Annotated in this window: 26 protein-coding genes; 18 read left to right on the forward strand and 8 right to left on the reverse strand. The window is 45.0% G+C overall.

Features of this window, described 5'->3' with window-relative positions; all coding sequences use genetic code 11:
* Positions 1–26: 26 nt before the first annotated feature.
* Entirely contained in the window at positions 27–530 is a 504-nt protein-coding gene (locus ICN46_RS10030) for a (2Fe-2S)-binding protein (protein WP_370625532.1), read from the forward strand.
* Between the two features lie 10 nt (positions 531–540).
* On the forward strand, positions 541–2775 hold the full coding sequence (locus ICN46_RS10035) for a xanthine dehydrogenase family protein molybdopterin-binding subunit (RefSeq protein ID WP_216208194.1): 2235 nt from the start codon (positions 541–543) through the stop codon (positions 2773–2775).
* A 73-nt stretch (positions 2776–2848) separates the two neighbouring features.
* Here ICN46_RS10035 and ICN46_RS10040 read toward each other — a convergent pair whose 3' ends face one another.
* Both ICN46_RS10040 and ICN46_RS10045 read right to left on the reverse strand, forming a co-directional pair.
* Positions 2849–3478, reverse strand: a complete 630-nt coding sequence (locus ICN46_RS10040) for a transporter (protein ID WP_216208198.1) — start codon at positions 3476–3478, stop codon at positions 2849–2851.
* A gap of 12 nt (positions 3479–3490) precedes the next feature.
* Positions 3491–3751, reverse strand: coding sequence for a hypothetical protein (locus tag ICN46_RS10045; protein WP_216208200.1), 261 nt, complete (start codon positions 3749–3751; stop codon positions 3491–3493).
* A 137-nt stretch (positions 3752–3888) separates the two neighbouring features.
* On the opposite strand from ICN46_RS10045, the gene otnI reads away from it, so the two are divergent.
* Entirely contained in the window at positions 3889–4665 is a 777-nt protein-coding gene (otnI, locus tag ICN46_RS10050) for a 2-oxo-tetronate isomerase (protein ID WP_216208203.1), read from the forward strand.
* A gap of 280 nt (positions 4666–4945) precedes the next feature.
* Here the strand turns inward: otnI and ICN46_RS10055 are convergent, their stop codons facing one another.
* Positions 4946–5824, reverse strand: coding sequence for an HpcH/HpaI aldolase/citrate lyase family protein (locus ICN46_RS10055; RefSeq protein WP_216208206.1), 879 nt, complete (start codon positions 5822–5824; stop codon positions 4946–4948).
* Positions 5825–5959: 135 nt separating this feature from the next.
* Between ICN46_RS10055 and ICN46_RS10060 the strand changes: the two genes are divergently transcribed.
* Both ICN46_RS10060 and ICN46_RS10065 read left to right on the forward strand, forming a co-directional pair.
* Positions 5960–6391: a hemerythrin domain-containing protein gene (locus ICN46_RS10060; RefSeq protein ID WP_216208210.1), complete on the forward strand. Its 432-nt coding sequence runs from the start codon at positions 5960–5962 to the stop codon at positions 6389–6391.
* A gap of 15 nt (positions 6392–6406) precedes the next feature.
* Entirely contained in the window at positions 6407–6634 is a 228-nt protein-coding gene (locus ICN46_RS10065) for a hypothetical protein (RefSeq protein WP_216208212.1), read from the forward strand.
* A 76-nt stretch (positions 6635–6710) separates the two neighbouring features.
* On the opposite strand, the gene ICN46_RS12030 is transcribed toward ICN46_RS10065, so the two are convergent.
* The gene (locus ICN46_RS12030; protein ID WP_255538834.1) at positions 6711–6836 is read right to left on the reverse strand and encodes a hypothetical protein; all 126 of its coding nucleotides are present in this window, start codon (positions 6834–6836) and stop codon (positions 6711–6713) included.
* Between the two features lie 72 nt (positions 6837–6908).
* Between ICN46_RS12030 and ICN46_RS10070 the strand changes: the two genes are divergently transcribed.
* From ICN46_RS10070 to ICN46_RS10090, 5 genes are all read left to right on the forward strand, one after another.
* Entirely contained in the window at positions 6909–7145 is a 237-nt protein-coding gene (locus ICN46_RS10070) for a DUF2789 family protein (protein ID WP_216208216.1), read from the forward strand.
* A 141-nt stretch (positions 7146–7286) separates the two neighbouring features.
* Positions 7287–8024 carry a sulfite exporter TauE/SafE family protein gene (locus tag ICN46_RS10075; RefSeq protein ID WP_216208219.1) on the forward strand — a complete coding sequence of 246 codons (738 nt, stop codon included), beginning with the start codon at positions 7287–7289 and terminating at the stop codon, positions 8022–8024.
* 206 nt (positions 8025–8230) lie between these two features.
* Entirely contained in the window at positions 8231–9238 is a 1008-nt protein-coding gene (locus tag ICN46_RS10080) for a 4-hydroxythreonine-4-phosphate dehydrogenase PdxA (protein WP_216208222.1), read from the forward strand.
* Positions 9239–9250: 12 nt separating this feature from the next.
* On the forward strand, positions 9251–10204 hold the full coding sequence (locus ICN46_RS10085; RefSeq protein ID WP_255538835.1) for an alpha/beta fold hydrolase: 954 nt from the start codon (positions 9251–9253) through the stop codon (positions 10202–10204).
* 49 nt (positions 10205–10253) lie between these two features.
* Positions 10254–11222: a Bug family tripartite tricarboxylate transporter substrate binding protein gene (locus ICN46_RS10090; RefSeq protein WP_216208225.1), complete on the forward strand. Its 969-nt coding sequence runs from the start codon at positions 10254–10256 to the stop codon at positions 11220–11222.
* Positions 11223–11249: 27 nt separating this feature from the next.
* On the opposite strand, the gene ICN46_RS10095 is transcribed toward ICN46_RS10090, so the two are convergent.
* Positions 11250–11468: a hypothetical protein gene (locus ICN46_RS10095; RefSeq protein ID WP_216208227.1), complete on the reverse strand. Its 219-nt coding sequence runs from the start codon at positions 11466–11468 to the stop codon at positions 11250–11252.
* A gap of 261 nt (positions 11469–11729) precedes the next feature.
* Between ICN46_RS10095 and ICN46_RS10100 the strand changes: the two genes are divergently transcribed.
* Entirely contained in the window at positions 11730–12068 is a 339-nt protein-coding gene (locus tag ICN46_RS10100) for a P-II family nitrogen regulator (protein ID WP_216208232.1), read from the forward strand.
* Positions 12069–12073: 5 nt separating this feature from the next.
* Here the strand turns inward: ICN46_RS10100 and ICN46_RS10105 are convergent, their stop codons facing one another.
* Positions 12074–12799: a GntR family transcriptional regulator gene (locus tag ICN46_RS10105; RefSeq protein ID WP_216208235.1), complete on the reverse strand. Its 726-nt coding sequence runs from the start codon at positions 12797–12799 to the stop codon at positions 12074–12076.
* Positions 12800–13077: 278 nt separating this feature from the next.
* Here ICN46_RS10105 and ICN46_RS10110 point away from each other — a divergent pair, with 278 nt between their 5' ends.
* From ICN46_RS10110 to ICN46_RS10140, 7 genes are all read left to right on the forward strand, one after another.
* Positions 13078–13602: a carboxymuconolactone decarboxylase family protein gene (locus ICN46_RS10110; protein ID WP_216208238.1), complete on the forward strand. Its 525-nt coding sequence runs from the start codon at positions 13078–13080 to the stop codon at positions 13600–13602.
* Positions 13603–13612: 10 nt separating this feature from the next.
* Positions 13613–14590: a Bug family tripartite tricarboxylate transporter substrate binding protein gene (locus tag ICN46_RS10115; RefSeq protein ID WP_216208243.1), complete on the forward strand. Its 978-nt coding sequence runs from the start codon at positions 13613–13615 to the stop codon at positions 14588–14590.
* Positions 14591–14618: 28 nt separating this feature from the next.
* Positions 14619–15782 (forward strand): cupin domain-containing protein, encoded by a 1164-nt coding sequence (locus tag ICN46_RS10120; protein ID WP_216208246.1) that lies wholly within the window; start codon positions 14619–14621, stop codon positions 15780–15782.
* Positions 15783–15886: 104 nt separating this feature from the next.
* Entirely contained in the window at positions 15887–16297 is a 411-nt protein-coding gene (locus ICN46_RS10125) for a thiol-disulfide oxidoreductase DCC family protein (RefSeq protein ID WP_216208249.1), read from the forward strand.
* On the forward strand, positions 16294–16848 hold the full coding sequence (locus ICN46_RS10130; protein ID WP_216208252.1) for a chalcone isomerase family protein: 555 nt from the start codon (positions 16294–16296) through the stop codon (positions 16846–16848). The genes ICN46_RS10125 and ICN46_RS10130 overlap by 4 nt, the downstream gene beginning before the upstream one ends.
* Positions 16848–17396, forward strand: coding sequence for a DUF3833 domain-containing protein (locus ICN46_RS10135; RefSeq protein WP_216208255.1), 549 nt, complete (start codon positions 16848–16850; stop codon positions 17394–17396). Before ICN46_RS10130 ends, ICN46_RS10135 begins: the two co-directional genes overlap by 1 nt.
* Positions 17397–17430: 34 nt before the next feature.
* Positions 17431–17865 carry a DUF2452 domain-containing protein gene (locus ICN46_RS10140; RefSeq protein WP_216208258.1) on the forward strand — a complete coding sequence of 145 codons (435 nt, stop codon included), beginning with the start codon at positions 17431–17433 and terminating at the stop codon, positions 17863–17865.
* Here the strand turns inward: ICN46_RS10140 and ICN46_RS10145 are convergent.
* Positions 17862–18854, reverse strand: coding sequence for a Bug family tripartite tricarboxylate transporter substrate binding protein (locus ICN46_RS10145; protein ID WP_216208260.1), 993 nt, complete (start codon positions 18852–18854; stop codon positions 17862–17864). The two genes, ICN46_RS10140 and ICN46_RS10145, sit on opposite strands and share 4 nt — an antisense overlap.
* A 1-nt stretch (position 18855) precedes the next feature.
* Positions 18856–19782 carry a Bug family tripartite tricarboxylate transporter substrate binding protein gene (locus ICN46_RS10150; protein ID WP_255538836.1) on the reverse strand — a complete coding sequence of 309 codons (927 nt, stop codon included), beginning with the start codon at positions 19780–19782 and terminating at the stop codon, positions 18856–18858.
* Between the last annotated feature and the right edge of the window lie 110 nt (positions 19783–19892).

Below are 19892 nucleotides of genomic sequence, written 5' to 3' on the forward strand. Positions count from 1 at the left end.
ATACTAGCGGTAGATAATAAAAGGAGATGGCAATGCAATTAACAGTTAATGGGCAGGTTCACAATATTGATGTTGAACCTAATATGCCTTTGTTATGGGCAATTCGTGAGATCGTTGGGTTGACTGGTACTAAGTATGGCTGTGGAGTTGCTCAGTGTGGCGCTTGTACTGTGTACATGAATGGTGAGCCTGTTCGCTCATGCTCTATTCCAGTATCAGCAGTAGGCGGCATGAAGATCGTGACTGTCGAGGCATTATCTAAAGACAACTCACATCCGGTTCAAAAGGCATGGATTGCGTTGGACGTGCCACAGTGCGGATATTGCCAATCTGGTCAAGTGATGGCTGCGGCGGCCTTGCTTAAGAGAATTCCGAAGCCAACAGATGCTGATATTGATAATGCGATGACCAATGTCTGCCGTTGCGGAACTTACCAAAAAGTGCGAGATGGTATTCATGTAGCTTCTGGTCAGAAAAAGCTAGAGGATGTTCTTGCGCAGTACGATGCCTCAACTAAAACACGTGGATAAGGGGAGCGTAATGACTAACAATATCGAAAATAACAATATGCCAGCTAATATCTCGCGTCGAGATTTTATTATTAAGGGCTCTCTAATTGGCGGTGGCTTGATGCTTGGGCTTGGCGCCTTGCCTGAGCTTGCTTTTGCACAAGCCAATAGTGCGTATGACACCAACACTCCAATGAAATTTGGCGATCCGGAAGTGAATGCTTGGGTCAGTATTAAGCCTGATGAAACAGTGGTCATTAGAATTGTTCGCTCAGAGATGGGTCAAGGTACTCGTACTGGTTTGGCTCAATTGGTTGCCGAGGAGTTAGAGTGCAATTGGAAAAAAGTAACAACTGAATCTCCAACACCTGGCCATAGCCTAACTCGCAAGCGCGTTTGGGGTGAGCATGGTACTGGTGGTAGTCGCGGTATTCGCACCTCCGAGGATTATGTTCGTCGTGGCGCTGCAGCTGCTCGCATCATGCTAGTACATGCTGCTGCAAATAACTGGAATGTTCCGGTCAGCGAATTAAAAGTCGACAAGGGCGTCATTACTCATGTGCCAACCGGTCGTCAAACTACTTATGGAAAAGTGGCTGAACTTGCCTCTACATTAACGCCTCCTGATCCAAAGTCGATTACCTTAAAAGATCCTAGAACTTGGAAGGTGGCAGGGCAGCCTTATGCTCGTTTCGATACGGTCAATAAAGTGAACGGCACTAAAGTATTCGGAGTAGATTTGCAGTTACCGGGTATGCTCTGTGCCGCTGTTAAAGCTTGCCCTGTATTTGGTGGCAAGTTGGTTAGTTATGATGAGGCTAAAGTTAAAGGCTTGCGTGGAGTTAAGGGTGTTGTTAGGGTCAATGACTTTACCGTTGCTGTAGTTGCTGATACATGGTGGCGTGCCAAGACTGCTCTGGATGTGTTGCCGATTGTGTGGGATGAAGGTAAGAATGCCAATGTTTCACAGGCCGATATCAATAAAGCATTGCGTGACGGCTTAGATGAGCAAGGCGATTTTTGGCAACGCAAAGAGGGCGATGCTCCTGCCGCCATCTCTGGATCCGCTAAAAAAGTAGAAGCCATTTATTTCACACCATTTCGTGCGCACGTCAATATGGAGCCGATGAACGCCACCGTCAAGGTAACTGGTGATCGTGTGGAGGCTTGGGTGCCAACGCAGAATGGCGAGGGCTCGCACGCTGCGCTCTCAGAAGCAACAGGATTTCCATTAGACAAGTGCGAAGTTTATAAATTAGACTCTGGCACTGGTTTAGGTCGTCGTGGATCTACTCAAGATTTTGTGACCTACGCGGCTAAAGTAGCGCAACAGTTTCCGGGTGTTCCAGTAAAGGTCATATGGAGTCGCGAAGAGGATATGACGCATGACTTTTACCATCCAATAGCGATGGCGAAGATGACGGCTGGTTTAGATTCTGCAGGCAATGTCACGGGTATGCATATCAAAGTGGCAGGTCAGTCTATTAATGCACTAGCTGCGCCGATGGCGATTAAAAATGGTAAAGATGAGCGTCAGTTGCAAGGTTTTTATGAAAGTGGGCCAGATGCTCAATTAGGCTACAAGTTCCCAAGCTTGTTGACTGAGTATGTGATGAAAAATTCACATGTACCAGTTGGTTCATGGCGAGGTGTTAACACGAATCAGAACGGCATCTTTATGGAGTGCTTTATGGATGAGTGTGCCAAAGCAGCCAATAAAGATCCATTACAGTTCCGCCAAGTGCTAATGCAAAACCATCCCAAGCATTTAGGAGTACTAAATGCTGCAGCGAAGAAGGGCAATTGGGGTAAGCCGACAGCGCCTGGTGTTCATCGTGGCATTGCCCAGTTTATGGGTTATGCCAGCTACTCTGCTTGTGTTGCAGAAGTGTCGGTAAAGGGTAATATTGTCAACATCGAGCGTTTGGTATTTGCACTCAATTCTGGACACGTCGTTAATCCCTATTTGACTCGTGAACAGATTGAAGGCTCTGTGGTGATGGCTTTGGGTGCAATCTTTAATCCAGAGATTTCAGTGGAGAATGGACGTATTAAGCAGCAGAATCTCGATTCCTATCCCTTGTTGAAATTATCATCAAGCCCGCGGGTTGAAGTCGTGTTGGTGCCAACCTATGACTTCTGGGGTGGTGTTGGAGAACCAACGATTTGCGTTGTTGGTCCGGCCGTTGCCAATGCTATTTCAGCTGCTATTGGTAGGCCTGTTCGAAATTTTCCTCTTTATAAAGAGAACCTCAGTTTGGCATGATCTAGCTTCTAGAGGTATTGCCGTGTTTAATGAGAGACTGCCTTCGGGCAGTTTTTCATTTCAGAGCCCCTAGTCAAAATTCCCTAGTAAAGCGCAGAGCCAGTACGCGGGGTTGGTAGAAGCCATTCTTGATTTCCATATCGCGACCATACTGGAGTGAAAATCTCCCAATAGATGTATGAGCAAGCCCGCTCAATAAAAATCGTTGAGTATTGACGACATTATTTTGGTAAACATTATTAATTGCAGTCGCACCACCGGCTACATAGAAATAAGAAGCGCCGATAGTAAAGATTTGATTGATGTTGTATACAGGCCCAAGTTGAGTTGTGGTGAGGGGCTTTTGTGTCAGTGGGACATTCACGGTAGATGCACAAGCTGCCGCACACTGACTATTTCCTCCAAACCACATCGTATCAACGGCGATCACTCCATCAATGCTACTGGTGATCGGTTTTTGAAAGCCTATTTGTAGATCGCTTTTGTAGCGATTCTCACTGACATTAAAAGCGCGTTGATTTGAATAGCTGCCAGTTGGTGCAATGAAATAGCCCGCAATTCCCAAGTATGTTCGAGTCGCGCGATTCGAGTACGGCCAAATGGCAGTTGCCAGTGTGAGATCGCCAATACCGCTATCGGCTGGGTATCCAGCAAGAGAGCCTGCGGGCTGAACTGTGGTGTATGGGAGCTGTAGATAAGTCACGGCGGGAAGCTCTTAAATAGAATAAGTTCTACTGCCGCGTAGATTGATGGCATTGCTATTAATAACTGGGCTGCCATAGGGCGCAGCGCTTACTGCCGAGCCATTCTTGAAGTAGTTCGTATTCTGATTGTTTACGTAACTCACCATTAGATAGTTTTTATCTGGCTGCGGAGCAACGACATCATTGGGCTGCAAATCAATTCCCCAACTTAGTAGAGGCTGCGTAAGCCAAAATAAGAGCGGTAGAATAGAAGTGAGGCCAAAAGTACGCATAACGCTATTCTACTGAAAATTCCCTGTTTTAATGGATTCGATTTGAGGATAGTGAAACGGATTTTAGTAGTGATTGATAAACTGTAGTTATTGCTCGGGACGACCCAAGCGTTGGGTATCTAATTAGGAGTATTTTCATGCCGAAGTTTGCTGCAAACCTCACTATGATGTTTAACGAGTATCCATTTCCTGAGCGCTTTGCTGCTGCTGCGGCAGCTGGATTTAAGGGCGTAGAATTTTTATTTCCCTATGATTACCCTGTGGAAGATGTTCAGAAATGGCATCTTGATGCCAAAGTCCAAAACGTGTTGTTCAATTTACCCCCAGGTGATTGGGCGGCAGGTGAGCGTGGTATTGCGTCTTTGCCTGGCAGGGAAGACGAATTCAAAGCGGGTGTTGCTAAAGCAATTGAATATGCACTCGCGCTAGGTAGTACTCAGCTTCATATGATGGCGGGTATTGTCCCTGCAGGTGTCGATATGCATCCGTACCGAAGAACCTATCTAGCGAATCTAAAATATGCAGCTCACGAGTTGGCAAAGTATGGCTTGACCTTATTGATAGAGCCTATTAATACTCGAGACATGCCGGGCTACTTTCTGAGCAAACAAGACCAGGCACATGAGCTGCGCATTGAGTCGGGCGAGCCCAACGTGAAGGTGCAGATGGATTTTTATCATGCTCAGATTATGGAAGGTGATTTAACTCATACCTTCAAAAAGTATTTCGATACGATTGGGCACACACAGATTGCCAGCGTTCCCAAAAGAAATGAACCCGATGATGGTGAGGTGAATTACTCAGCCATTTATCAATTGCTAGATGAATCTGGATATCAAGGGTGGGTGGGCTGTGAATATCGACCTCGTGGGAAAACAGAGGATGGCCTTGCTTGGTTTAAAGCAGTCAAGTAGCAATACGTAGCTTGTGAAAAGGTAATACATGGACGGTTTCTTAATTTTTATCTCAGAATTACCTTATTCTTGGTTGGTCGTTCTGCTGCTTTTATTGGTGCTATTTGAGTTTTTATATCGCCTGGTTCGGCGGGTTTTATATGAATTTAAATACCTCAGAAAGCATTACTCTGAAGAACAGAGAAAAATGCTTTCCTTGTACATTATTAGCATCGGGTTCTTAGTCTCACTGCCTTTTTATGGCGGTAAATACCTGCGCATACTCAATGCGTTAAATGACCTAATTCGTCTTTAAGAAAGCTTCAATAGCATTTGCGAGGGCTAAAATTCTCTTGGCATCTTGAATGTGCAATTCTTCAATTAGCTTGCCATTAAGAACTGCAATACCAGCACCTGAGCTAATAGCTGCATCATAAGCATTCATTCTTTCCTTAGCCTCCTCAATCTCTTCAGGTGAGGGCCCAAAGATTTGATTGGCAATTGCAATTTGGTTTGGGTGAATCAGAGTTTTTCCATCAAAGCCCATATCCCTTCCTTGTATGCACGACTGCTCAAGGCCTACTGCGTCATCCAAGGAGAGGTGAACCCCATCTAGTACGCAAAGTTGATGGGCTCTAGCTGCCAGCACGGAAAGCGAGAGCGCCGTCTGTGTTTCCACTCTATTGGAGGTATGACGAGCATGAAGATCTTTTACCAAGTCGGATGTGCCCAATACTAAAGTTTCGAGTAAAGGGTGGGCGCTAGCAATTTCTTGTAGCCTAAAGATCGCCATGGGGGTTTCTATCATGGCCCAGATCGCCATCGTGTTTGCTGGATTGAATTTCATCAGAAGGCTTGCCACTTCCTCTATTTGCGCTGCAGACTCGACCTTCGGCAATAGAATGGCATCTGCTGAAGTATTGGCAAAAACCTTTAAGTCCTCTAAACCCCACTGTGTATTGAGTCCATTAATCCTGACTATCGCCTCGCGGTGCCCAAACCCAGTATTTAGTGCCGCAAGAATATTTTCTCGTGCCTTTGCTTTTCCATCCGGTGCGACTGCATCCTCCAGATCTAAGATAAGCGAGTCTGCAGATAGGGTTTTAGCTTTTTCAAGTGCTCTGGTATTAGCCCCAGGCATATAGAGTACGGAGCGCCTTGGGCGACTGGTGTTGATCATGATGAATAGTTTCTGTAGAGGTAAGCCAATAGTGTATTCAATAGGAGATTTTATAGTGCAGTGCCGCAAATTTAATTCTATTTCTAATGGTATTTCTCTATGAGGTCGCCGGTCTCAAGAGAGTAGATTAAGAGTTTGGAGTGGACTATTAAAGAGGTTTTAGTGAGTGCGCATCAATATCCCATGCTTCCTCAGGCCCTTAGGGTAAATATCCCTGAAATTGACCATGAGCACAATGAGTTGTTTGCATTCCTAGAGGGATTTAAGGAGTATTGTTTTGATCGATCTCCTATGCCAGAAGATAGGCGTAACGCCTTATATGAACTGCTAGTAAGTCACTTTAAAACGGAAGAGCGTCTAGCTATTGCAGTAAGTATGGACTTTTCAGGTCACGAAGAAGCTCATGAAAATATGCTCGATACGGTATCTCAAACCTTGAATCAAATGGCATCTAACAATAGTGATTTATATAGCTTGATTCGCTATATTGGTTATTGGTTTGAGATGCATATTTTGCGTTATGACCTGACATTAGCTAAATGCTTAGCAATTTCTACGCATCAATAAATAGGGACATTCTTTATGAAGACCTTTTACATTGACTACCCTCAGAAAAAGATAGAAGAGCATCAATACGCCTATCGATGGGCTGAGTGCAAGATACCCACAACAGTGATATTTGGTTTACTAGAGAATCATGCGCAAGATTGTGAGTATCGCGCCCAGCAGCGTAAATGGATGCAGTTAGAGGCTCATTTAAAGCCTCATAGGGCCCATTTCGATGAGTCTCACATAAATGAGGTGAATTAAGTGAGATACCTTATTCCTTGGTTTTTTGTGTTGGGAAGTTCATTGGCCTTTGCTGATGCTGCGAGCTGCTACTCAATTAAAGACTCAGACAGTAAAAATTACTGTCTTGCAATGAGTCATCGACAGGCAAGCTATTGCTATTCTGTTCGTGATAGCGATAGTAAAAATTATTGTCTTGCGCAGGTGCATAGTCAGAGAACATACTGCTACTCTATTCGTGCGAATGATCTCAAGAATCAATGCTTGGGTATAGTCAAATAAATAAGGGGGTTATATGAGTCAAAATACACCAACCTTAGCAGAGCTGTTTAAGCAATTAGGATTATCTTCCGAGCTAGCGCACATGGATCGATTTATTGCGCGTCACCAACTAAATCCCCATGCCCAATTGGTCAACGCCATATTTTGGACCTCAGATCAAAAAGCCTTTTTAGTCGAGGCAACTGCAGAAGATTCAGAGTGGTCCGAAGTGGTAGATGAGCTTGCAACCCTGTTAATTCGCAAGTCTTAATTTTGGCGCAGTGCTGACTAGGTGGACCCAGATCCTGGGTCTGCGCTGTATTACTGCCGCGTCCACGAGAGGGTGTCACTTTTACGGGTAATATTCTAGGAGAATTTTTGCCCAATATACCTAGTAGATCGAAAGTGACTTATGTTTGAATTAATTTTAGCGAGCGCCGTTCTGGGGGTATTGGGTCTTCTTGCCGGCATATTTGGTGGGGTGATTGGTTTTGGTACGGCCATTATCTTGATGCCCGCCCTAGTATATTTTTATGGTCCAGTGCAATCAATACCGGTGATGGCTATTATTTCTATTGTTGCAAATGTTTCCAGAATATTTTTATGGTGGAGGTTAATTGATTGGCGAGTCTGCTTTGTATATAGCTTGACCGCTATCCCTGCGGTTGTCTTGGGGGCAAATACTATCGTGGCCCTGAATGCCACATTGGTTCAAGTTATTCTGGGTACTTTTCTGATTTTGCTGATTCCCATTAGGCGCTGGATGCGTCAGCAGAATTTTGTACTCCACTTATGGCACATGGCATTCGTAGGCGCATTCATTGGCTACCTCACAGGCATTGTCGCCACTACTGGGGCCATCAATACCCCATTCTTTTTAGCTTACGGCTTGAGCAAAGGCACCTTTTTGGGTACTGAGGCCGCCAGCACCCTATCCATTCTATTTGCAAAGGGGATCGTATTTCATGGTCTAGGTTTATTGGATTCGACTGCCATTATTCAGGGATTATTAATTGGATCATCAGTGCTGGTGGGGTCTATTTTTTCCAAAAGAATTATTTTGACGCTATCGGAGAGGCAATTTTTGCGACTCATGGAGTTGGTGATGCTAATTTCTGGTGTCTTGATTATTGTGATGGCTTTTAAATAACGGCCCTTTGCCCGAAAGACTCCTAAGGTAGGGGTGTGCGTCAACTGAAGCATCATTAACCTGTAGGACTAATGTTATAAATAAATGTTATTTATAAAGCTGGTTTCATCAGTTAGTATGCTCATACTGAGCAAATTTATCGCTATGTAGACGCTATTACTTTTATCAAGCCAGCGTTAGAACATTCAATTAATAAAGGGGATTTAATGAGTCAAAAGCCAATTATTGGCCTGATGTTAGGTGATGTTACGGGTATTGGTCCTGAGGTTGCGGTCAAACTGCTTGCCGATCCTTTAACGCATGAGAAAGCCAGAATTTTAGTCGTTGGGGATCTAAGGGTCTTAGAGCTTGGCATGGCTGATGCCAAGACTAAATTGACTGTGAATGTTGTCGAGAGCGCCGATGCGGTCGACTGGTCAAAACCTGGCATCCAGATGGTTGACTTAAAAAATATCAACCCCGCGGAGATTCTGCGTGGCGAAACTTCTATTGAGTCTGGCCGTCTCACTGGTGAAACTCTAAAAGTAATGACGGACATGGTGCATGCTGGCAAGATCGATGCAGTTTGTTTTGCGCCGCTGAATAAGGGTGCACTTAACAAGGGTGGTTGGAAATACCGGGATGAGCATGAGATGTTTGCCAAATGGAACGGCCATGAGGGCTATTATGGTGAAGTCAATTTAATTAAGTTGTTCTGTACTTTCAGGGTTACCTCCCACGTCAGTCTTAGACAGGCTGTTGATTTGGTTGTGCCAGAAAGAATTGAGGGCGCATTGCGTTTGGCACACGAAACCATGCGCGGCCTTGGAAAGGCGCAGCCACGCATTGGGGTAGCTGCATTAAACCCCCACAATGGCGAAGGCGGTTTATTTGGTAGCGAAGAAATTGAAATTATTCGACCCACTTTGGATCGTTTGCGTGCTGAAAATCTGCCATGCGAAGGTCCATTTCCCTCGGATACCGTCTTTTTAAAAGCGCGTGCTGGCGATTTTGATGCTGTGGTGATCATGTATCACGACCAGGGGCAGATTGCTACGAAGCTGTTAGGCTTTTCAGAGGGCGTTACTTTAACGGGCGGTCTGAAAACTTTGTACACCACACCATCCCATGGAACTGCATACGACATCGTGGGTCAGGGCGTGGCAGATGTTGGAGCCATGAAAAGGGCTTTTGACGTGATTGCGAATCTTGCTAACGCAAGAAAAAATAAATAAGAATGGCTTGTTATGTCTAGAAAAAAAATTCACACACCTGCTGATATTGAGTCTTTGGTATTTGATGAACTCGTTCCACATAATGCTAATTTGATGGAGGGTTTCAAGCCGTTTAAGCTTCCAGGTGATGGCGGAGTCAATATCAATGGCGTAATTGGTGGTAGTGGACCACCCCTATTGTTGATTCACGGAAACCCCTTAACGCATGTCACTTGGCACAAAATAGCGCCTACCTTAATAAAGCACTTTACTGTGGTGGCTATTGATTTGCGTGGTTATGGTGACAGCGATAAACCATTGGGTGGCGGGGATCACTCTGCGTATTCATTTCGTACGATGGCAAATGATGCCGTCAAGGTGATGGCTCAACTTGGGTTCGATCAGTTTCCTGTAGTAGGCCACGATCGCGGTGCGCGGGTGGGCTTTAGGATGTGCCTGGATCATCCTGAAAAAGTGACTAAATTTATCCCTCTAGATATTGTGCCAACACATGAGGTGTTAACAAAAGTCACTATGGGTTGGGGGCTTGAGTCCTACCATTGGTTCTTCATGGCACAAAAAGAGCCTTTCCCAGAGACATTGATCTGTGCTGATTTAAATTACTACATCAATTACAAGCTTAATAAAAAAGGGGTTGGTTTGGCAATTTTTGCCCCCGAGGCTTTCGCTGAATATGCGCGCTGCACGACGCCAGAGCAAATTCATGCTATCTGCGAAGACTATCGCGCTACGGTCTCGGTCGATTTAGAGATGGATACAGCTGACCTGGAAAAAGGCAAGAAAATTACCTGTCCAGTTCTAGTTTTATGGGGAAGCAACAGCCACTGTGGCAGGCACTTTACGCCGATCGCCGCATGGAGCAAATGGGCCGATAATCTTGAGGGCACCGATATACCGACGGGGCATTATCCACAGGAACAGCGTCCAGATTTAATTTATAAAGCCATTAGATCTTTTATCGGCTAGGTGGGCAAGACAGTAAAGCCCACTCATCCACTCTTCACTGAAAATCAATATGATCATTAGACTCACGTATTTTTTCTTGCTCTGCTGTTTGACTTTTAACTGCTACGCTGAGGAGGCTTATCCAAATAAGCCTATTCGCTTGTATGTTGGTTTCGCACCTGGTGGAGGCACAGATATCGCCGCAAGAATTATTGCTCCTTATGTATCCAAAGAACTGGGGCAGCCTATTGTGATTGAGAACAAGCCTGGCGTGGGTGGAAATATCGCCACGGATGTTATTTCTAAATCACAGCCTGATGGCTATCTCATTATGCTTAGCTCTGTAGGTCCACTAGCTTACAGCCCCCATATTTACAAGCTTGGGTATGACCCATTAAAAGATGTAACACCGCTTGGCCTTGGGGTTAGTTCGGGTAATGCATTGATCGTGAATCCTCAGGTGCTCAAGGCAAAGACATTGGCTGAGTATGTCGCTATTGCAGAAAAAACACCGGGTGGTTTGGCATATGGCAGCTCTGGCTCTGGCAGTGGTGGGCACTTAGCTGGGGAGTTATTTGCAGCAACAGCAAAAATTAAATTGATTCATATTGGGTATCGTGGGGGTGGTCCAGCTATCAATGACTTATTGGGAGGAACGGTCCCCTCTTTATTTGCCACCATTATTACCGCCAAACAACTGATTGAGTCTGGAAAAGTAGACGCGCTAGCCGTTACAAGTCGGACTCGATCAAAAGCATTGCCTAATGTACCAACCATCGCTGAGTTGGGTTACCCAGGCTATGAGGCTGCCAATTGGTATGCCTTTATTGCACCACCTAAAACACCCCCGGCGATTGTGAATAAACTCAACGTGGCAATTAATAAGGCCTTAAGAGATCCACAGATCAGGGAGAGATTATTGATGCAGGGTCTTGATCCAACGCCATCAACACCTGAAGAAATGGCTGCTTATATGAAGAAGGAATATAACCTCTGGGGCGGCGTTATTGCCAAGGCCGGCATCAAAGTAGAAAACTGATCCGATGTCCTAGCCTAGCCGACAGCACTAGGCTTCGAGCACAATAAATTCCCCCAAGGAAATTTTTTCCCTAAATTGAGAGAATGAAAATAGGGCCTTAATCCTTTTGGTATTGACTACCTCGATTTTTCCTTCTGGCGTGAGATTGGCAAGATATTCTCCAACGGGAAATTGGTCGCCAGAGTCATTTTCTAGATTCGAATCTTGCACGCCGAGCACAAGGTTTTTGGTGATTTTGATACGCATGTCGTATCTTATGTTTTAAAAATCAGAACTAGTTTTCTGTTTGCACAATTCGGAAAACCCTATGCACCATTTGGGGATCTTCCTCCTTATCCTCTAAAGCCCTTTAGATATAGAGCTCAGATTGATTGAGCGGGGGAATTTTACCTTTTTCCCGCACTCAAGTAGTGCAATGAAAATATTTTGCAAAGCAGCAATCCTGTTTAATAAAAACGTCACACTGATATTGCAAGACTTATCCCTCTTTATATCTTTCGGATCTTTATGAAACTGATTACCGCAATTATTAAACCTTTTAAATTGGATGAGGTTTATGAGGCTCTTAATCACATTGGCATTTTAGGAATGACCTCTTGCGATGTTAGGGGGTTTGGTAGGCAGAAAGGTCATACTGAGCTATATCGCGGCGCAGAGTATGTCATTGATTTTTTATTAAAGATGAAAATCGAAGTTGCTGTAAGGGATGAGGTGCTACAGGATGCGTTGCATGTGATTTCAAAAGCGGCCTACACTGGAAAAATTGGTGACGGTAAGATATTTGTTACCGAGCTCGACGATGTCGTGCGCGTTAGAACCGGAGAGGCTGGGGCTGCTGCCCTGTAGCAGTCTTAAGAATCTCTCTTGAAGTTAAATGAATAGGTATACCTTTCTGCTGGGTGGACGCCTACTCCCACCTCAAAAACTTTCCCTTTTGCATTTGCATATCTGCGGTATACCGTTAAGGCTGGAGAGTTTTTCTTCACCTTCAGCGTCTCTCCGGTAGCGCTATCAACATTCGTTGCCACAATATCGATTTGTGTGGTGTCGGCAGTTTCGCCATACATCTCAAAGATTTGATCAGCTATAGGAATTTGTGCATGTTTTTTATGCTTAATGACGCCCGCAAACTGAGGAAGAATGTAGATGTCAGTTTGGCAAATAGGTGTTTTTGAATTTTTGGGATGTCTGATTGCTTTAATGTGAAACCAGGTATCGCCTGGGGCACATTGCAGGACTGCGGCTAATTCGTGATTGGCTGTAATGAATTGAGTCCCGAGAGTTTCTCGAATCGTCTCGCTCGGGTAATTGAGTAGTTGCTGAATTGAGGCAACTGACTGAATGAGCTGACTGACTCTTGAGGTGGAAATAACAAATGATCCCGATCGCTTATGTCTGGAAATTAATCCTAAGCCAACCATAGACCCAAGGGCCTGTCTTACGGAGTACCTGCTGGCTTCAAAGCTTTTGCAAAGCTCATCCTCTGTTGGCAGGCGAGCTCCCACGGGGTACTTCCCAGATCGAATTTCAGATTCAAGATGGCTTGATATTTCCAGATCTTTGGATTTTTTTGTCATAAGGAGAAATTAAGGTTGACTTTATTTATTCGAACAATTAGATTAAGACCTGATCTTCAGGTATGGGTTAGGAGGCGAATTTAGTAATCTAATTCTAATTGTTCGAAAATAAAAGAATATAAGTCGCAAGCATCAATTTGGATTCGGACACCCCAACACATCAAAACATGCGGTCCATTATCGCTTGCATGCTGGATTTTGGGGATAGTGACCTGAAGAGGTTTGGACATCGTAAGTTTTAAGTACATAAAAATTAGAAATTTAATCAGGAGACAGTAATGGCAAGAATTTCATACCCAGAGTTAGAGGGAAAACCAGAATTGAAAGCGTTGACAGCGCAAATTATTGCGGAACGCGGAAAATTACATAACCTTTATAAGATGCTCCTTAATAGCCCCCCTATTGCCGAGGGATGGTTAAATTTACTCACTGCGGTAAGGCAAAAGAGTCTCTTAAGTCCAAAGATTCGAGAGTTGGTAATCATGAGAATTGCGGTGATCAATAAAGCTGAGTATGAATTTATCAGTCACACACCACATGCTTTGAAGGCGGGTGTTACGCAAGAGCAAATTAATGAGATTGAGCATTGGAATAAGTCCAAGTTATTTGATGCAGTAGATCGCGCTGTTTTTGCGTATACCGATTCGATGACTGTTGATGTTCATGTACCGCAAGCCATTTTTGATGCTGTCAATCAACACTTCGATGCTAGGGGTATGACTGAGTTAACCGCTACGATCGCAACATATAACCTTGTTTCGAGATTTCTAGAGGCTCTAGAAATTGATCCTGAACCTAAATAAAAGGGCGCATATGAAACTTAAATTCGCATGGCTATTGCTATCAATACTCTGCTGTTTTCAGTTGCAACTGGCTCACGGGCAGGGCACATTTCCCGATAAAGCGATTCACCTCATTGTGCCGCAGGCTGCAGGCGGCCCATCAGATGTGATCGGCAGAGTATTGGCACAAAGGCTTTCAGAATCTCTGGGCAAAAGTGTCATCGTTGACAATAAGCCTGGTGCTGGCGGCAATATTGGCGTCGATGCTACGGCAAAAGCAAAGCCAGATGGCTATCTCATGATTGTCACGATCGTTGGCAATATTGCAATTAATGATTCACTTTTTAAGAATTTACCTTTTAGTGCCACCAGGGACTTGGAGGGAATCTCAAAGGTGGTGTCCTCACCAATGGTGTTGGTTGCTAATCCTGCATTTGAACCAAACTCTATTGCAGAATTGATTGCATTGGCTAAATCAAAGCCAGCCATGACATTCTCTTATGGATCTCCAGGTGCTGGCTCGCCGCAGCATATTGGAGGAGAGCTAGTTAACTCAAAGGCAGGCATTAAGTTGGGACATATTCCTTATAAGGGTGCCGCTCCAGCGCTGACTGATTTGTTGGGTAATCAAGTGCCACTTGCTATTGTTGGCTTGCCGGCAGCTTTGCCATATATCAAATCAGGCAAGATCAAAGCGATTGCAGTGTTTAGTAAGACGCGCTCAAGATTGGCGCCGAATATTCCGACTTTCGTTGAGTCTGGCTTTCCAGAGATAGAAGCTGAACTGGTTTACGGGGTATTTGTGCCGGCTGGAACACCTAAGCCTGTTGTCAATACGCTCAATCAAAAGATTGGTGATGCACTGAACTCCAAAGAGGTTCGGGAGAAATTTCTCAATGATGGCTTTGATGTTGTATTCAGTACACCAGGTGAGCTAAATGATTATTTAAAGAGCGAAGTGCTCAAGTGGCGTCCGGTAGTACGGGAGTCCGGCGCAACACCAGATTAAGAAAAAACTAATTTATTTCGAGGAAAAAATGGCAAAAAAAATGAAGGCCGTAAGGCGCGTAGTAACTGGCAACGATGCACAAGGCAAGTCGATTGTTTCTTGGGATGGCGATGCACCTGCTCGCCATGAGGGGGCTGTACCTGGTAGGGGGGTTACCGACTATTGGGTATGGAACAAAACGCCTCAACCACTGAATGGTTCAGCAGATGCCAGCTTGTGGCCTGATGAATTTCCTGGCCCTAAAGGCGGCGGACATTTAAGAACGGTTCATTGGTTAGCAAACCACGATGTCGATGGCACTGTACCCCCATTGGTTACACCTCATGCGCCAGTTGTTTCTGCTGATGGACGCTCATGGGATCGTGGTGGCGGCAACAATGTGACTCACTCCGATATGCACAAAACAGAATCAGTTGATTTTGGAATAGTGATGGAGGGCGAGAGAGGTCTTGAGTTGGATGACATCACAACAGTAATTAGGCCTGGCGATATTGTGATTCAGGTAGGCGCTTGGCATTTATGGGATAGCTCCCGTATCGGCTGTTTGATGGCATTTGATATGATCTCTGCCGAGTTCGATAAACAGGGTCTGGGGTTGCAGGAAGAAGAGATCCCTGTAATGCTAGCAAAGCCAAATCAGGTATTGCCAGCCGGCGTTAAGCCACAAAGAAGGATCATTACAATTGATAAGGAGCCTGGTAAATCTTCTCTGGTTGCCGACTCATTTTCACCAGATGTAATTTTGGATCCGGCTCGACCTGGGTTTGCTTTGCAACGGATGTGGGTGATTGATAGTCATCCCGCTAGAATTGTTCCGGAAACATTGCACTTGCCATATGTGTTGGTGCCACCTAAAACGGGAACCGTACTCAACGTATGCACCTTCCCTCCTGATAGCAATTGGAGCGGTAAGGTCAGCAAGGCGCAGGTTGAGGCATTTTATAAATCTGCACGCGCTTCGGAAATCTGTACTTCCGGAACAATTCCAAATCATCCTTACTCTCAGAAGTCAAACACCATAGATTTTTGCTTGGTAATGGAAGGTGAAATTTTCTTAATTTTGGATACCAAGGAGATTCACCTAAGGGCAGGCGAGTTTGCTGTAATCCGCGGCGGTAATCATGCCTGGAGTAATCGCAGCACGCAATCTGCAACAGTAGCTATTTCAAGTCATGATGGCGTAACAGAATAAGCTTAAAAAATCACTGCGGCATGCGTTAATTAAGGATTGGGTAAGCCCCAATCCTTTTTTTTGGCTCTCCAGCTAGTTTATGAAATAAGTCTTACACTTACTACGTGGTAACCCAATTGCAAAAACTTACTCTTTTTTATGATGGCCAATGTCCTTTGTGTCAGGCGGAGATTCTGTTTTTGTCGGGCCGTAATCAGGCTAATTTACTCGACTTTATTGATATTCATACAGACCGTTACGATCCGCAAGCGGTTGGGGTTTCTTGCGAAGAGGCTTTGGCCGCTATGTACGGCCAGTATGCGGACGGCAGTGTAATTCATGGGGTGGCAGTGTTTCCAGAGGCTTATCAGCGCGCAAACTTGCCCTGGTTGGCTTGGGCTTTTTCAAGACCAGCTTTACAGCCTATATTAAAAGTCGGCTATAAATTCTTTGCTGGCAATAGACATGCGATTTCTAGAATATTTGGGCCTAGCGCATTATGGCTAGTGACAAGCACCAAGAAGGCTAGTTCATGAAACTTGCTTTATTTTGTCTGCGGTTTTGTATGGTGACATTCTTGCTGTGCACTGCCAGTTTTGCGAGTGACACAATGTCCATAGATCAGGTATTTAGCCTGGCAAAACTGCAAGGCAGCGGGAGACTCACTTGGTGGGGGCTTAATATTTACGATGCGACACTCTATCGCTCGGCTAACCTGACATCTCCTGAATTTGCCTTGGATTTGCGTTATCAAAAGTCTTTTAAAGGTATTTCAATTGCCAACAGAACTGCCGAAGAGATGAAAAGAATTGGCGTGCCTGAAGGTCAAGCGGCAAGCTGGGGTAAACAGTTGGCTAGCTTTATGCCCAATGTAGAGTCTGGTCAAAATCTTACCGCGATCTATACCCCTAAGCAGGGCACTATTTTTTATCACGAGGGTAAGCAAATTGCACAAATTCCTGGGGTGGATTTCCCCAAGGCATTTTTTGGAATTTGGTTTGATCAAAAAACTAGCGCACCAAAACTGCGCGAACAATTACTGGGTCAGAATTGTCCCCCACCCCTTTTTAGCGAGACTTGTGATTAATGAGACATTTTCTTCTTAGACTTATTGCAGCCCTTTCCTGCGGATTATTATTGATTGCATGCTCTGGCCCTACGGTGTCTCAGTATGCGAATGAAAAGCCGGTCTTAGATTTGAGTGAATATTTCTCGGGGACTATCGATGCTTATGGCATCTTTACTGATCGCAGTGGAGCAGTGAAGAAAAGATTTACGGTAATGATTCAGGCTCACTGGGAAGTGATCGATGGCAAGAAAGTAGGTACTCTAGATGAGAGTTTTGATTACTCTGATGGCAGCAAGCAAAAACGGATTTGGAAATTAACCGAAGTATCTCCAGGAAAATACATAGGCAGTGCTGATGATGTCGTGGGTGAGGCCCTCGGAAATTCTGCTGGGAATGCCCTCAACTGGACCTACACCTTGGCTTTGCCAGTCGATGACACTATTTACAATGTGCAGTTTAACGATTGGATGTATTTGGTTACGCCGAAAGTAATGCTCAATAAAGCCAAGATGAGTAAGTTTGGCATTGAGTTAGGCGAGGTTACCTTGAGCTTTTATAAGCGTTGATCTTTAAATTAATAATGAGTTATTGGGAGTTCTTGTGAGAATAGAAGATACGGACCCAGCAAGACATGCTGGTATTGAATACCCAATGGAGGTTAGCGCTCCGGTATTTGCTCCTATCAAAGTAGTGGAGGAGAAGGATAAAGCTGTGAACGTGGCGCGGCAAAATGCGAAGCTTGAATACGATCGCATTATGGAGCAGGCGGAAGTATTAATGAGGCAGGCTAAAGCTTTGCAAGCAAGATTAGATGCAACTGAAATGGTGCACAGTGCTAAGTTTAGCTTTAACCCCCTGCATGGGAAAACCTATTATCTTTATTACGACGCACGTAATGCAGTCAACTTGTTGATTCAGAACTCCCCCAAAGACTGGAGCTGCGGGATCCCTGGCAACTGGACATACTCTATGGCAGTCAAAAAACTAGGTGACAGTACATGGGCAGTAGTTGAAGAAGATCCGCTAGTAGTTTAGTCAGGCTTGATGTTTCTGCTCTGAATCACTTTGGCCCACTTATCCACCTCTACTTTTACTTTTTGAGTAGTTTGCTCTGGGGTGTAGTTGTAAGTGAGGTATCCCATGCCAATTAATTTACTTTTTAATTCTGGATTGTCTAGAGCTTTAGTAATTTCACGGTTTAACTTTTGAACAATTGCTGTAGGTGTTCCTGCAGGGGCGACAATAAACTGCAATGTATCGCCTTCAAAATCCGTCACACCTGATTCTTTTAGGGTTGGTACGTCTGGTAGCGATGGAGAGCGTGTCGTGCTTGTGACAGCAAGCGCTCGTAAAGCCCCACCTTTGACCTGTGGAACGGCTGGCGGTAGCGCTGAAAGGCCAATAGGCACTTGATTGCCTAAAACAGCTTGTAGCGCAGGGCCGCCACCGTTGTACGGAATATGAGCTATATCCAAGTTCATTTTTAATTTAAGCAGTTCTGCACTCAGATGAGGTCCAGTGCCTGCACCAGGAGATGCATAGTCATACTTGCCTGGGGCTGCTTTGACAACAGCAAAAAATTCTTTAATGTCTTTAGCGGGGAAGTTGGGGTTTACGACCAGCACATTGGGTGAGCTGACTGGTAGGGCCACTGCTGCAAAATCCTTGTTGGCATCAAATCCTGGATTGGGATAGAGCGTTGGGTTAATAACAAATGTACTACTAACCAGTAACAGAGTGTAGCCATCGGGAGCCGACTTTGCGACTTGCTGAATGCCAATGTTAGAGCCGCCTCCAGGTTTGTTTTCGATGATGATGGGCGTGTTGAGGTTCTCACTCATTTGTTGCATGAGAACTCGCCCGACAATATCCGACGGACCTCCAGGAGCAAATGGAATTACCACTTTAATGGGTCGATTAGGATAATTTTGCGCCTGCGCAAATGCGCAAGATCCCAGCAGTAATAGACTTAAAAAAGTATGTATTAGTGATGGAGGTAGGTAGCGTTTCATAGAAGGTTTCATATTAGTTAACGGTAATTTTTCCAATGCGTACGATGTTGCCAAATTTTTCAATTTCATCTGAAATTTGCTTAGCCATTTCCTCTTGAGAATTGCCAATAGGTTCAGCCCCTGCATCCTCTAATTGCGCTCTAAATTCTGGGGTTTGCATGACTTTGACAAGGGCGCTGTGGAGTTTGTTCACAATCGGCTTTGGTGTGCCAGCTGGCGCCAGCAATCCAAACCATGTGGTGATATTGAGCCCTGGTACGCCTGCTTCGGCAAGTGTGGGAACTTGGGGTAAGAAGACGCTACGCTTTGGGGTAATCACCGCGAGCGCTCTTAGCTTGCCGCTCTTGATGTGTGGCAATGTGCTGGCAGTAGCATCAAATGACATATCAATTTGCCCGCCCAGCAAATCTGTAGTGAGGGGCGCGCTTCCTTTGTATGGAACATGCAGTAATTCTGTATCGGTCAGCATCTGAAACTGGGTGCCAATCAAGTGTTGAGCTGCGCCATTACCATTGGAGCCATAGCTCAATTTGCCAGGCTGGTTTTTTGCTTGGCTAATGAGTTCTTTGACGCTATAGATGGGGTTATTTGCATTGACTACTAAAACATTTGGCAGCACCCCAACAACCGTTATGGGTACAAAATCTTTCTGAAAATCATAGCTGAGGTTCTTGTACACATTTGCTGCGATGGTGTGATGCACAGCCCCCATTAATAGCGTGTAGCCATCAGCTGGTGCCTTGGCTGCAATCGCGGCACCCAAGGTAGCGCCAGCTCCTGGTTTGTAGTCAATGATGATGGGCTGCCCAAGCACGGGCCCTAGACGATTGGCAACGGCTCTAGCCAAGACATCAGTAGCGCCCCCGGGTGGAAAGGGCACAATAATCGTGATTGGTCGTGTGGGCCATTGAGATTGGGCAAATGCGGCGTTGTTAGACATACTCAGGCAGGCCCAGATGCTAAGCAATCCTATCAAGAGGCTCCTGAGCGAAGTTTGGGGCAAGACTTTGGGTAAATGCATAAATCGTCTCCTGAATCGCCAGTACACTA

Origin of the sequence: Polynucleobacter sp. Latsch14-2 (assembly GCF_018881925.1) — a bacterium.
Lineage (GTDB): Bacteria > Pseudomonadota > Gammaproteobacteria > Burkholderiales > Burkholderiaceae > Polynucleobacter.